Genomic DNA, 12810 nt, shown 5'->3' on the forward strand with positions numbered 1-12810 from the left:
GGCGAAGGCGGGGGCGGGGGCGGCGGCGGCCGGAAGGGCCGAAGCCGCTTTTGAGGTCACCGCGTGAGCAGCTCACCTCTCGAAGGTCACGGTCACCGGCGCGTGGTCCGACCACCGCTCCGGATGGGTGGCCGCGCGCTCCACGATCGCCTTCACGGCCCGCGCGGCGAGCCCGGGAGTCGCGATCTGGTAGTCGATGCGCCAGCCGGTGTCGTTGTCGAAGGCCCGCCCCCGGTACGACCACCAGGAGTACGGCCCCGCCACCTCCGGATGCAGCGACCTTACGACGTCGACGTACCCGCCGTCGCTCTCGTCGAGTACACGGCTCAGCCACGCCCGCTCCTCCGGCAGGAACCCGGAGTTCTTCTGGTTGGCGCGCCAGTTCTTGAGGTCGGCGGGCTGGTGGGCGATGTTCCAGTCGCCGCAGACGACGACCTCGCGACCGTCGGCGGCGGCCCGCTCGCGCAGCCCCTTGAGGTAGGCGAGGAACTCGCCCATGAAGCGGATCTTCTCGTCCTGCCGCTCGGTGCCGACCTCGCCGGAAGGGAGGTAGAGGGAGGCGACCGTCACACCCGGCAGGTCGGCCTCGACGTAGCGGCCACTGCCGTCGAACTCGTCCGATCCGAAGCCGACCTGGACGCGGTCCGGCTCACGGCGGGTGTAGAGGGAGACGCCGGCGCGCCCCTTGGCGGCGGCGGGCGCGTGCACGACATGCCACCCCTCGGGCGTACGCACCTCCTCGGGCAGCTGCTGCGGCTCGGCGCGCACCTCCTGCAGGCAGAGGACATCGGCGGAGGTCCCGGCGAGCCACTCCACGAAGCCCTTCTTCGCGGCGGCACGCAGTCCGTTCACATTGGCGGAGGTCACAGTGAGCACGCGGGAACGATACCGGCACACTGGAGGGGACCCGATTCTTCTGCATGCATAGGTGTACGATCTTCAACATGAATATGCGTCGCGTCCCCTTCGACCACCCGGACGCCGTCAAGCTGAACGACGAGGTCCAGGCCGAATACCACGTCCGCTACGGCGACGGCGGAGACGCGACCGCCCTCGACCCGACGGACTTCGAGCCGCCGAACGGCGTGTACCTGATCGTCTACGACGAGAACGACTCCCCCGTCGCCACCGGCGGCTGGCGCGCCCGGGACCTGAACGCCGAGGGGAACCTCGACGGCGACGCCGAGCTCAAGCGCATGTTCGTGGTGACGGCGGCCCGGGGGCGCGGCCTCGCCCGTCGCGTCCTGGCCGCCCTGGAGGAGGACGCCCGCGCGGCGGGCCGGGCCCGGATGGTCCTGGAAACCGGTATCAAGCAGCCGGAGGCCATCGCCCTGTACACGTCCAGCGGATACGAGCCCTGCGCGAAGTTCGGCCACTACCGCCACTACGAGGACAGCCGATGCTTCGCGAAGGCACTGTGATCAGCCGCGACCGTGGCGATCAGTCGTGATCGGTGGTGGCCACCCCGGCTGACGAGGCATCAGCCGGGCGGCAATGCAAAGATCCCGCCCGATCATCCGATCGGACGGGATCTCTCAACTGCCCCGGGTTTCCCCGGCCAGTTGTTGCGGTGGACCTGAGGGGATTTGAACCCCTGGCCCCCTCGATGCGAACGAGGTGCGCTACCGGACTGCGCCACAGGCCCTTGCAACGAGTGAAACTCTAGCACCCCGATCCGCGTGCTTGGAAATCCGTTCCCGGCACCGCGGACGGCAGCAGCACAGGTGGGGCGGGGGGCGCTTTACTCGTTTGCGGCCCGCGGCCGCTCGCCGTCCTCGTACTGGTCGAACAGCGGCGTACGGCCTCGCTCCCGCGCCCGCCGTGCGGAAGCCGCCCGGCGGGCGTCACTGCGCCCGTCCTCGTCCCCCTTGACATCCTCCGCGGGGTCCTCTCCGGCGGCGGCCTCCTCCGGCACCGCCCCGTCCCGCCGCCCATCGACGGTGCCGGCCTGCGCCTCCTGCTCCGGTGCGACGGAACTCGACCGCGCCGAACTCCACGCGTCCGGCGCCCCGAGGTCCACGTCCGCGGTGGCCCGCGGAGCGACCGGCGCGGTCACATACGTCGGCAACGGCACCGGTACCGGATCCCAGCTGTCCCCGTGCCCGGGCCGCCGCTGCCGCTCACGCTGCTGGTCCACCCACTCCGCGTGATCGGTCTGCTCGACCAGGGCCCGCCGGTCGGCGGCGAGCGCGGACAGCCCGGTGTCGGTCTCGGTCTCTGGTCCCTCGTCCGGCTCGTCGGCGTCCGCCTCCGCGGTCGCGCGCCGCCGCGGCTGACGCGCCCGCTCCCTCAGCCGCTGCGCGGCGGCCTCGGCCCGGCGCCGGTCCATCTGGTAGGCGAAGCGCCTGCGTTCCTGGGAGCGCAGGTAGGCGATGTACCCGCTGAGCAGCACGGCGGGCACGCCGGGCGCCCACAGGAACGCGAGCCCCCCGACCGCGGCGACGATCGCGCCGAGCGTGAACGCGAAGAAGAGCATCACGGTTGTGCGCCGACGGCGCGCGAGCGCCTTCGTGCGCCGGGCGCGCGCTGCGGCCGCCTCTTGAGAGGGGGTGCGGCGTGCGGCCGGGACGCGCCCCCGCGCCGGCGCGGGGGCGGATGCGCGCGCGGGCGCGGATCCGGAGGCGGGCGCGGGCTTGGAGCCGGGTGCGGGCGCCGGCGCTTCCGCCTTTTCGCGCGCCGGTTGGGTGCGCCCGGGTACCGGCGCCTGCACGTCCGAGCGCGCCTGCTGGCGCGTCGGAGGCATGGCGAAGGCCCGGACGTCCACCGAGTCGGTGACCGCGCCCGGATCGTCGGCGCTGGACTCCCCCTCTTCGGTGGAGCGCGCGCGCAGGTCCTTGGCGTACCGGCGCTCCATGCCCGCCCGTCCGGACAGCAGCCGGATGGCGGTGCTGAAGCGTTCCGTCGGACGGGCCTCGTTCAGCTCGTCCTGCCTACGGAGCCACATCGGCACCAAGTAGGCGGCCCAGGCCCCGACAATGACTGCGTAGATGAGGCCGCTGCTGCTCACGCCTCACACGGTAGAGGGGTTTGCGTGAGGCCATCTGCCAATTGCGCCGGTGTGTCGCACGATCTGGCTGATATTTCGAACTTTTTTTGTGACCGATGCGATCAGCAGCCCACCGAGGCCGCGAATTTAATGGCTTGAGCCGGTCGCCGATCGATCAGTTTCGAACACTTATTCCATTTCCTGGCTCTCGGGACGGCTATCCGGGATTCCCCGGCGTGTTCTGCGGGTTCCGCGGGGTGGTGCGCGGCGCGTCGTGCGAGGCCTGCTGAGAACGTGCCCGCTGCCAGCGCTTGAGCAACCCGTCGGGAACCTCTTCCGCGGTGAGCGCGAACACGAGATGGTCGCGCCAGGCTCCGTCGATGTGGAGATAACGCGGTCTGAGGCCCTCCTCGCGGAATCCGAGTTTCTCCACGACCCGGCGGCTGGGCCCGTTCTCCGGGCGAATGCAGACCTCGATGCGGTGCAGACCGACGGCGCGGAAACAGTGGTCCACGACGAGCGCCACGGACGTCGGCATCACACCGCGGCCGGCCACCGACTCGTCCACCCAGTAGCCGATGTGCCCCGAGCACATCGAGCCCCAGGTGATTCCGGCGACCGTCAGCTGCCCGACGAGCCGCCCCTGGTACTCGATGACGAACGGCAGCATCCGGCCCGAGTTCGCCTCGGACCTGAGGTGGCGGACCATCTGCCGGTAGGTCGGCCGGTGCACGATCGGTCCGCTGGGGGTGGGGGGCGGGATGGTCGCCTCCCAGGGGCGCAGCCAGTCCCGGTTGCGCCGGTTGACCTCGCGCCACACCCGCTGATCGCGCAGTTTTATCGGCCGGAGGACGATGTCGCCGTCCGCCAGCACGACGGGCCAGGATGGGCTGTTCAGCTCGCACCCCCACTGGTGGCGCCGGGTCTGGGGTGGTCGCCGCCGCGGATCTGGTCGACGGCGTGGGCCAGCAGGGGCTCCAGGACGGCCAGCCCGTCCCTCACCCCGCCGGTGGAACCCGGCAGATTGATGATGAGCGTCCGCCCCGCGACTCCGGCCAGTCCCCGGGAGAGCGCGGAGGTCGGCACCTTCTCCCGTCCGAACGCCCGGATCGCCTCCGCGATGCCCGGCACCTCGTAGTCGATCACCGCGCGCGTGGCCTCCGGCGTGCGGTCGGTGGGCGAGACGCCGGTGCCGCCGGTCGTCACGATCACGTCGTACCCGGCCTCGGCACCGGCCCGCAGCGCGATCTCCACCGGTTCGCCGTCGGGCACGATCTGCGGGCCTTCGACGGCGAACCCGAAGCGCTTGAGACCCTCGGCGATCAACGGACCACCCCTGTCCTCGTAGACGCCGACGGCGGCGCGGTTGGAGGCGGTGACGACCAGCGCGCTGTACGGCGCGCGGTGCTCGGCGTGCGCCCCGGCGCTCACGCCCGGCTCCAGTCGCCGGACTTGCCGCCGGTCTTCTCCTCCACGCGCACGTCCGTGATGACCGCTCCCTTGTCGACCGCCTTGACCATGTCGATCACGGTGAGCGCGGCGACGGAGACCGCGGTGAGGGCCTCCATCTCGACGCCCGTACGGTCCGTGGTCTTCACGGTGGCCAGGATTTCCACGGCGTCGTCCGCGACCGACAGATCCAGTCTCACACCGGAGACCGCCAAGGGGTGACAGAGCGGGATGAGGTCCGGGGTGCGCTTGGCCCCCATGATGCCCGCGATGCGCGCGGTGGCGAGTGCGTCGCCCTTGGGGACCCCCTCGCCGCGCAGCAGCTCGACCACACGCGGCGAGACGAGGACGCGTCCGCTGGCACGGGCCGTGCGCGCGGTCACGGCCTTCTCGGACACGTCGACCATGCGGGCGGCGCCCGCCTCGTCGATGTGCGTCAGTCGGTCCTGCGCAGGGGATCCGGGGGGCTTCCCCCGGGAAGGAACAGTCATGCTGTGTGGCGCTCCCGGTCCGGGCCCCTCGCGGTGCGGCGCGTGGGCCTGTTGTGCGCGACACGGTACCCCCAAGTCGGCGCAAACAACTGATCAGGACCGCCCCACGAACCGCTCCGCGCGCGCGGGCTCAGCCGAGCAGTACGACCTCGACCTCGGTGCCGGGTTCGACGGACTCCACGTCCTCGGGGAGGACGATCAGCGCGTCGGCCTGTGCGAGGGCCGCGACCAGGTGCGATCCGGCGCCACCGACCGGGGTGACGGTGCCGTCGGCGTACCTTCCGCGCAGGAACTGCCGACGGCCCTTCGGCGAGGTCAGCGCCTTGCCGGTGGTGAGGGTCGCGCGCGTGCGCGGCCGGTGGACGTCGTCGAGCCCCATGAGGGTGCGGATCGCCGGACGCACGAACAGCTCGAAGGAGACGTACGACGACACCGGGTTGCCCGGGAGCGCGAGCAGCGGGGTGTGGTCGGGGCCGATGGAGCCGAAGCCCTGGGGTTTGCCGGGCTGCATGGCGAGCTTGCGGAACTCGACGCCGCTGCCCGCCTCGTCCTCGTCGCCGACATGGGACAGCGCTTCCTTGACCACGTCGTACGCCCCGACGCTCACGCCTCCCGTGGTGACCAGGAGATCGGCGCGGACGAGCTGGTCCTCGATGGTGGAGCGGAGCGTCTCGGCGTCGTCGGCCACGGCGCCCACGCGGTAGGCGATGGCACCGGCGTCCCGGGCGCAGGCGGTGAGAGCGAAGCTGTTGGAGTCGTAGATCTGGCCGCTGCCCAGCTTCTCGTCGGGCTGGACCAGCTCGCTGCCGGTGGACATGACGACCACGCGCGGGCGCGGGCGCACGCGCACCGTGCCCCGGCCGATCGCAGCCAGCAGCGCGATCTGCGGCGGCCCGAGGACCGTACCGGCGTCGAGGGCCCGGTCCCCGGCCTTCACGTCGCTGCCCTTCGCGCGCACGTGCGCGCGTGCCTCGGCCGACCGGTACACGTGCACGTGTCCCTCGGCGCCTTCGGGCGCCAGGCTGCGGGCGCGCATCCCGGTCACCGGGCCCTCACCGAGACCCCCGTCGGTCCATTCCACGGGGACGACGGTCTCGGCGCCGGGCGGCATCGGGGCACCGGTCATGATGCGGGCGGCCTGGCCGGGGCCGACGTGGAGCACTTCGGCCTGGCCTGCCGCGACGTCCCCGACGACGTCCAGGACGGCGGGGAACTCCTCGCTCGCGCCCGCGACATCCGCGACCCGCACCGCGTACCCGTCCATGGAGCTGTTGTCGAACGGCGGCAGTGAGACCGGGACCGTGACGTCCTCGACCAGGACGCAGCCCTGTGCGTCAAGGAGCTGCAGCTCGATGGGTTCCAGGGGGCGGACGGTCGCGAGGATGTCCTCCAGGTGTTCGTCCACCGACCACAGATGGTCCGGGCCGGGGGTGCGGGGCGCGGCGCTGCTCAACGTTGTTACATCTCCTCGGCTACGTAACTGCGAAGCCAGGTCCGGAAGTCCGGGCCCAGGTCTTCACGTTCGCACGCGAGTCTGACAATGGCACGCAGATAGTCACCTCGGTCACCGGTGTCATAGCGGCGGCCCTTGAAGACCACGCCGTGCACGGGGCCGCCGACCTTCTCGTCCTGCGCGAGCTGCTGGAGGGCGTCGGTCAGCTGGATCTCACCGCCGCGGCCCGGCTCGGTCTTGCGCAGTATGTCGAAGATGTGCGGGTCCAGGACGTAACGGCCGATGACCGCGTAGTTCGACGGCGCGTCCGCCTCGTCGGGCTTCTCCACCAGGCCGGTCACCTTGACGACGTCGCCGTCCTCGGTGGTCTCCACGGCCGCACACCCGTAGAGGTGGATCTGCTCCGGCGCGACCTCCATGAGCGCGATGACGCTGCCACCGTGCCGCTCCTGGACCTCGACCATGCGGGCGAGCAGCGGGTCGCGCGGGTCGATCAGGTCGTCGCCGAGCAGAACGGCGAAGGGCTCGTGCCCCACGTGCGGGGCGGCGCACAGCACGGCGTGACCGAGGCCCTTGGGGTCACCCTGGCGCACGTAGTGCATGGTGGCGAGGTCACTGGACTCCTGGACCTTGGCCAGCCGGCCCGCGTCGCCCTTCTTCTGCAGGGCGGACTCGAGCTCGTAGTTGCGGTCGAAGTGGTCCTCGAGGGGGCGCTTGTTGCGGCCTGTGATCATGAGAACGTCGTCGAGGCCGGCGGAGACGGCCTCCTCGACCACGTACTGGATCGCCGGCTTGTCGACGACCGGCAGCATCTCCTTGGGAGTGGCCTTGGTGGCCGGCAGGAACCGGGTGCCGAGGCCTGCTGCGGGGATGACAGCCTTGCTGATCCTGGGTTGCGCCTGAGTCATGCCCGCAACCTTATCCGGTGCCTTTGCGGGGAATCTGAGGCTCCGGTTAATTGGCTCTCATATGAGCACATTAGGAAGGGTATGGGTGCGACCTGTGAGTCACGTCGGACGTGGGGCCGAGCCTGACAAGCGAATGTTGCGGCGAGAGTTCCTCGCGGTGAGAAACAGATTGACGGCGGATGACGTGCGCGCGGCCGGTGACGCGCTGGCCGGGCGCGCGCTCGAACTGCCCGAGGTGGCGCAAGCGCGCACGGTGGCGGCGTACGTCTCCGTGGGAAGCGAGCCGGGCACGCTGGCGCTCCTGGACGCGTTGCGCGAGTGCGGCGCGCGGGTCCTGCTCCCGGCGCTCCTGCCCGACAACGACCTGGACTGGGGCGCCTACACCGGCGAGGGCTCCCTCGCCCGCGTCCAACACGGCGGCAGGATGGCGCTGTTCGAGCCGGCCGGCGCGCGGCTCGGGCCGGACGCCGTGACCGAGGCCGACGTGGTGCTGCTGCCGGGGCTCGCGGTCGACGCGCGCGGAATGCGGCTGGGGCGCGGCGGTGGGTCGTACGACCGTGTCCTCGCGCGCCTGGAACACGCGGGCGTGCGCCCCGCGCTGGTGGTGCTGCTCTACGACACGGAGGTCGTCGAGCACGTCCCGGAGGAGGCGCACGACCGGCCGGTGCACGTGGTGGTGACGCCGTCGGGCGTGCGCCGCTTCCGTGGCGGCGCATGAAACGCCGAGGGGCGCGCGAAGATCATCGCGCGCCCCCGGCTCGGCTCTCGCTCGGGCCTGCCGTCTCAGGAGCCCGGCTTGAGCACCAGCGTGTCACTCGTGCCCTTGTCGACGGCCTTGTCCGAGAAGCTCCAGTCGAGCAGCTCGCCCTTGACCCACTTGCCGGTCTGGTCGGTGTAGTGCGCGCTGAACGCGTGCCCGGAGGCGCCGGTGAGGTTGATCCACTTCGACTTGTCGAGGTCTCCTAGGTTGACCACCATGCGCATCGACGGGACCCACACGACGCCGTAGCCGCCGGCGGCGTTCCAGCCGGTGGCGTTGACGGTCGCCTCGCCGCCGCTGAGCTTCCACGGGCCGCGGTTGAGGACGTACTTCAGGAAGCCGGGGCCGTCGGTGCCCAGGGTCTGGTTCTTCAGGAACAGGCGGTGCAGCCGGCCCCAGCTCCAGGTGTCGATGTCCTTGCCGAGCTTGGCGGTCAGCTCCCAGCGGGCGTCGATCATGGCGCGCTTGAACAGGTCGTCGCGGTTGTCGCTCGCCCCGGGCCGGGTGAGCGACTTGGGCGTGCTCCACCAGTCGCTCTTCGGGTCGTCCATGAGGTTGCGCACGACCTCGAACCAGCGGTCGCCACCGTCGGGCTGCGCCTGGTCGGCGTCGCGCTCGCCGCACTCGCGGACCTTGTTGGTCTCGTCGGCGGGCCCGGTGGTGTCGGCCGGGTCGACCCACAGGCACTGTCCCTTGACGCGCAGCTCCTTGGGCAACTTGTTGCCGAAGGCGAGCTTGAGGATGTTGCGCCAGACCGCGTTGAAGTAGGCGGCCGCGGCCGAGTCGGCGTCCTGGGTGTAGTCCCAGCCTTCCAGCAGGTCCTGCGCCTCACGGACGGCCTTCGCCCCGCGGACGTCCTTGTCCTTGATGTCGATCTTCAGCAGCTTGGGCACGAGCAGCTTGGCGATCTCGCTGCTGTTGTCCAGCTGCATCTGACGCATGTCGTCGGTGGAGATCTTGCCTCCGCCCTTGATCTTCGACTCGATCAGGTCGGTGATGCGCTGGCTGCGAGTGCCGTAGCCCCAGTCCGTGGTGAGCGTGTAAGGGTACTTGTCCGGGTCGATCACGGCCTGGTTGGCGGTGACGATGTAGCCGCGCGACGGGTTGTACTCGTAGGGCAGCGCGTCCTCGGGGATGTACCCGGTCCACTTGTAGCTGGAGTCCCAGCCGGGCGCGGGGATGGAACCGGTGTCCTTCTTGGCGCGCGTGGGGATCTTTCCGGGCAGTGTGTAGCCGATGTTGGTCTTGTCGGCGTAGACCAGGTTCTGCGACGGCACGTCGAACAGGGCCGCCGCTGAACGGAATTGGCTCCAGTTCGAGGCCCTGTCCATGGCGAAGACCGCGTCCATGGAGGTGCCGGGGTCGAGCGCGGTCCAGCGCAGGGCGACCGCGTAGCCGTCGCCGCGGTCGGGTGCCGCAGTGTCGACGGAGGCCTTCTTGCCGACCTTCACCAACTCGTCGTCGCGGTCGGACAGCAGGGGCATTCCGTCGCTGGTCTGGCGGACGACGATCTTCTTGGAGGTGCCGCCGGCGACCTTGATGGTCTCCTCGCGCGACTTGAAGGGCTTGACCGTGCCGTCGTAGAGGTAGCCGTCGCCGCTGAGCTTCTCCAGGTAGAGGTCGGTGACGTCGACGCCGGAGTTGGTCATGCCCCAGGCGATGTTCCCGTTGTGGCCGATGATCACGCCGGGCATGCCCGCGAAGGTGTAACCGGTCACGTCGTACTGGCACTTGCTGGAGACGGAGCGGCAGTGCAGGCCCATCTGGTACCAGACGGACGGCAGCGAGGCCGACAGGTGCGGGTCGTTGGCGAGCAGGGGGTGGCCGGTGATGGTGTGACTACCGGCGACCACCCAGGAGTTGGAGCCGATGCCCTGACCGTTCACGCCGACGGCCGTGGGAAGGTCGTCCATGACGTCGTAGAGGCCCGAGAGCTGGCTCTGGACGGCGGAGGTCGCTGAACCCGTCGACGTGCCCGTGGAGCCGCTTGTGGAGGTTCCGCCGGCCGATGTACCGCCGTTCTGCTCGAACGTCTTGGTGAGCTCGTTGTACTGGCCCTCCTGGACGATCGTTTCGTTACGGCTGTACGGGTACTCCGGGTAGAGGTCCTTGATCTGCTGGGGGCCCAGGCGGCTGGTCATCAGGGCGCGGTCGATCTCGTCCTGCATGTTCCCGCGCAGGTCCCAGGCCATCGCCTTGAGCCACGAGATCGAGTCGACCGGGGTCCACTCCTCGGGCTTGTAGTCGTTGGTGAAGCCCAGGGCGGCGTACTCCAGGGAGATGTCCTTGCCGTCCTTGCCCTGAAGGTAGGCGTTGACTCCCTTGGCGTACGCCTGGAGGTACTTCTTGGTGGAGGCCGACAGCTTGCTGTCGTACTCCTGCTTGGCGACACGGTCCCAGCCCAGGGTGCGCAGGAACTCGTCGTTCTTGACCTGGCCCTTGCCGAACATCTCCGACAGGCGCCCGGAGGTCATGTGACGGCGCACGTCCATCTCGTAGAACCGGTCCTGTGCCTGGACGTAGCCCTGGGCCATGAACAGGTCCTCGTCGGAGGACGCGTAGATCTGCGGGATGCCGTAGCTGTCACGCTTGACGTCGACGGGTCCTGACAGGCCGTCGAGTGTGATCGAACCCTTGGTCTGGGGGAACGACGCGCGGACGGTGCTGATGGACCAGTACGCCCCGTAGGCGACGCCTCCGATGATGGCCAGGACCAGTACCAGCACGATGAGTCGGGCTTTGCGCCCCTTCTTCCTGCCGGACTTGCCGGGCTTGTCACCCGTTGTGGCGGTGGTGTTGGGGGGCATCGCTGTCCTTGCTGTCCTAACGCGAGCGGCAGGCGGTCCTGGAGTGCTGGAGCAACCATAGGCGCAGGGCCCTGTACCCCTTGACGCGGTGTCGGGAACGGGCGCGGGCGCGCGTTCGATCTTGCCTCGGGAAGCGTCAAGAAATCGTCAAGAGTTAGGTAAGGTAACGAAGTACTTGGGTGCGGAGTCCCACGACTTCGTGTCCTATGTACGTGAGCTCCCGCGCGGGATGTGTGTGAGCCAGGGAAGGGAACGGCCGCTGACTGTCCACCACCTCAACCAGCTTCTGCTCGTCTGCTCGCTCGTCCTGCTCGTCGCCGTGGCAGCGGTCCGGATCTCCTCGCGCAGCGGGCTCCCCAGCCTGCTCGTGTACCTGGGGATCGGGGTCCTCATGGGCCAGGACGGGATCGGCAACATCCACTTCAACAATGCCGAGATGACCCAGGTCATCGGATACGCGGCACTGGTCGTGATCCTGGCCGAAGGCGGCCTCGGCACGAAGTGGAGGGAGATCAAGCCGGCCCTGCCGGCCGCCTCCGCACTGGCACTGGTCGGAGTCGCGGTGAGTGTCGGGGTCGCGGCGTCGGCCGCGCACTATCTGGTCGGCCTGGAGTGGCGCCAGGCGCTCATCGTCGGAGCGGTCGTCTCCTCGACCGACGCGGCGGCAGTCTTCTCCGTCCTGCGGAAAATCCCCCTCCCCGCGCGCGTGACGGGCACGCTGGAGGCGGAGTCCGGCTTCAACGACGCTCCCGTCGTCATCCTGGTGGTCGCCTTCTCGACGGCGGGCCCGGTCGAGCACTGGTACGTGCTGCTGGGCGAGATAGCTCTGGAACTGGCGATCGGCGCGGCCATCGGTCTCGCGGTGGGCTGGCTCGGCTCCTGGGGTCTGCGGCATGTGGCCCTGCCCGCGTCCGGCCTCTATCCGATCGCCGTCATGGCGATCGCCGTCACCGCGTACGCGGGGGGCGCGCTGGCCCACGGCAGCGGCTTCCTGGGCGTCTACCTGGCCTCCATGGTGATGGGCAACGCGAAGCTGCCCCACTGGCCCGCCACGCGCGGGTTCGCGGACGGCCTCGGCTGGATCGCCCAGATCGGCATGTTCGTCCTGCTCGGCCTCCTGGTCACCCCGCACGAGCTCGGCGACGACGTATGGCCCGCCCTGGTCATCGGCCTGGCGCTGACCATGGTCGCGCGCCCGCTGAGCGTGGTGCTGTGCCTGACGCCGTTCCGGGTGCCGTGGCAGGAGCAGACCCTGATGTCCTGGGCGGGGCTGCGCGGCGCGGTGCCCATCATCCTGGCGACCATCCCGATGGTGCAGGGCGTCGACGCCAGCCGCCGTATCTTCAACATCGTCTTCGTCCTGGTGGTCGTCTACACCCTGATCCAGGGTCCGACCCTGCCCTGGCTCGCTCGCAAGCTGCGTCTGGGCGAGGACAGCGAAGCCGCCGACCTCGGCATCGAGTCCGCCCCTCTGGAGCGGCTGCGCGGGCATCTGCTGTCGGTCGCGATCCCCGAGGGCTCGAAGATGCACGGCGTCGAGGTCCACGAGCTGCGGCTGCCCGCCGGCGCCGCGGTCACCCTGGTCGTCCGCGACGGAAAATCGTTTGTTCCCCTGCCTACGACAGTGCTCCGACGCGGCGACGAACTCCTCGTCGTCGCCACGGATCCGGTCCGTGACGCGGCGGAGAAACGACTCCGCGCGGTGGGTCACGGAGGAAAACTGGCCGGGTGGCTCGGGACGAACGGGGCGAGTGCGGGGCGCTGAGGGGGCTGAAAGGGCGGGGCTGATGTGCGGCGGGACGCCGCTCGGCGGGGCGCTGCGCGGGCGCGCGCACGAGGGCGCGTCGCCGGGTTGCGCGACGAGGGGCGCGCAGTGAGGCGGCGTGATCGTGGGAGGCGCGCGGGCGGCGGCGCGACGGCTGGGGCGTGCACGGCGCACAGAGGGGCGCCCCGCGT

The 12810-nt window shown here is 70.2% G+C and carries 11 protein-coding genes and 1 tRNA gene; 3 read left to right on the forward strand and 9 right to left on the reverse strand.

Annotated elements, in window-relative coordinates; translation table 11 throughout:
* Positions 1-72: 72 nt before the first annotated feature.
* Entirely contained in the window at positions 73-876 is an 804-nt protein-coding gene (locus ABZT17_RS03855) for an exodeoxyribonuclease III (RefSeq protein WP_356343297.1), read from the reverse strand.
* A 68-nt stretch (positions 877-944) separates the two neighbouring features.
* On the opposite strand from ABZT17_RS03855, the gene ABZT17_RS03860 reads away from it, so the two are divergent.
* The gene (locus tag ABZT17_RS03860; RefSeq protein WP_356343299.1) at positions 945-1421 is read left to right on the forward strand and encodes a GNAT family N-acetyltransferase; all 477 of its coding nucleotides are present in this window, start codon (positions 945-947) and stop codon (positions 1419-1421) included.
* Positions 1422-1571: 150 nt separating this feature from the next.
* Here ABZT17_RS03860 and ABZT17_RS03865 read toward each other — a convergent pair.
* From ABZT17_RS03865 to galU, 7 genes are all read right to left on the reverse strand, one after another.
* Positions 1572-1645, reverse strand: a tRNA-Ala gene (locus ABZT17_RS03865).
* A gap of 96 nt (positions 1646-1741) precedes the next feature.
* Positions 1742-3007 (reverse strand): gephyrin-like molybdotransferase receptor GlpR, encoded by a 1266-nt coding sequence (glpR, locus tag ABZT17_RS03870; protein WP_356343301.1) that lies wholly within the window; start codon positions 3005-3007, stop codon positions 1742-1744.
* 196 nt (positions 3008-3203) lie between these two features.
* A complete protein-coding gene (locus ABZT17_RS03875; RefSeq protein WP_356343303.1) occupies positions 3204-3860 on the reverse strand; it encodes a GNAT family protein in 657 nt (218 codons plus the stop codon).
* A 20-nt stretch (positions 3861-3880) separates the two neighbouring features.
* Positions 3881-4417 carry a MogA/MoaB family molybdenum cofactor biosynthesis protein gene (locus ABZT17_RS03880; protein WP_356343305.1) on the reverse strand — a complete coding sequence of 179 codons (537 nt, stop codon included), beginning with the start codon at positions 4415-4417 and terminating at the stop codon, positions 3881-3883.
* Complete coding sequence (gene moaC, locus ABZT17_RS03885) at positions 4414-4926, reverse strand: cyclic pyranopterin monophosphate synthase MoaC (protein ID WP_356343307.1); 513 nt, start codon at positions 4924-4926, stop codon at positions 4414-4416. Before moaC ends, ABZT17_RS03880 begins: the two co-directional genes overlap by 4 nt.
* A 130-nt stretch (positions 4927-5056) precedes the next feature.
* Positions 5057-6379: a gephyrin-like molybdotransferase Glp gene (glp, locus tag ABZT17_RS03890; protein WP_356343310.1), complete on the reverse strand. Its 1323-nt coding sequence runs from the start codon at positions 6377-6379 to the stop codon at positions 5057-5059.
* Positions 6380-6384: 5 nt separating this feature from the next.
* Positions 6385-7287, reverse strand: a complete 903-nt coding sequence (galU, locus tag ABZT17_RS03895; protein ID WP_356343312.1) for a UTP--glucose-1-phosphate uridylyltransferase GalU — start codon at positions 7285-7287, stop codon at positions 6385-6387.
* 133 nt (positions 7288-7420) lie between these two features.
* On the opposite strand from galU, the gene ABZT17_RS03900 reads away from it, so the two are divergent.
* Positions 7421-8005 (forward strand): 5-formyltetrahydrofolate cyclo-ligase, encoded by a 585-nt coding sequence (locus ABZT17_RS03900; RefSeq protein WP_356343314.1) that lies wholly within the window; start codon positions 7421-7423, stop codon positions 8003-8005.
* A gap of 65 nt (positions 8006-8070) precedes the next feature.
* On the opposite strand, the gene ABZT17_RS03905 is transcribed toward ABZT17_RS03900, so the two are convergent.
* Positions 8071-10854 carry a penicillin acylase family protein gene (locus tag ABZT17_RS03905; protein WP_356343316.1) on the reverse strand — a complete coding sequence of 928 codons (2784 nt, stop codon included), beginning with the start codon at positions 10852-10854 and terminating at the stop codon, positions 8071-8073.
* 229 nt (positions 10855-11083) lie between these two features.
* Between ABZT17_RS03905 and ABZT17_RS03910 the strand changes: the two genes are divergently transcribed.
* The gene (locus ABZT17_RS03910) at positions 11084-12619 is read left to right on the forward strand and encodes a potassium/proton antiporter (RefSeq protein WP_356343383.1); all 1536 of its coding nucleotides are present in this window, start codon (positions 11084-11086) and stop codon (positions 12617-12619) included.
* Positions 12620-12810 lie beyond the last annotated feature (191 nt).

This window comes from Streptomyces sp. NPDC005648 (assembly GCF_040605395.1).
Lineage (GTDB): Bacteria > Actinomycetota > Actinomycetes > Streptomycetales > Streptomycetaceae > Streptomyces.

Bases quoted from the DNA above. Each gene is read 5' to 3' on its own strand.
- ABZT17_RS03860 (WP_356343299.1), top strand. From the start codon at position 945: ATGAATATGCGTCGCGTCCCCTTCGACCACCCGGACGCCGTCAAGCTG.
- moaC (WP_356343307.1), bottom strand. From the start codon at position 4,926: ATGACTGTTCCTTCCCGGGGGAAGCCCCCCGGATCCCCTGCGCAGGAC.
- galU (WP_356343312.1), bottom strand. From the start codon at position 7,287: ATGACTCAGGCGCAACCCAGGATCAGCAAGGCTGTCATCCCCGCAGCA.
- ABZT17_RS03900 (WP_356343314.1), top strand. From the start codon at position 7,421: ATGTTGCGGCGAGAGTTCCTCGCGGTGAGAAACAGATTGACGGCGGAT.
- ABZT17_RS03905 (WP_356343316.1), bottom strand. From the start codon at position 10,854: ATGCCCCCCAACACCACCGCCACAACGGGTGACAAGCCCGGCAAGTCC.
- ABZT17_RS03910 (WP_356343383.1), top strand. From the start codon at position 11,084: ATGTGTGTGAGCCAGGGAAGGGAACGGCCGCTGACTGTCCACCACCTC.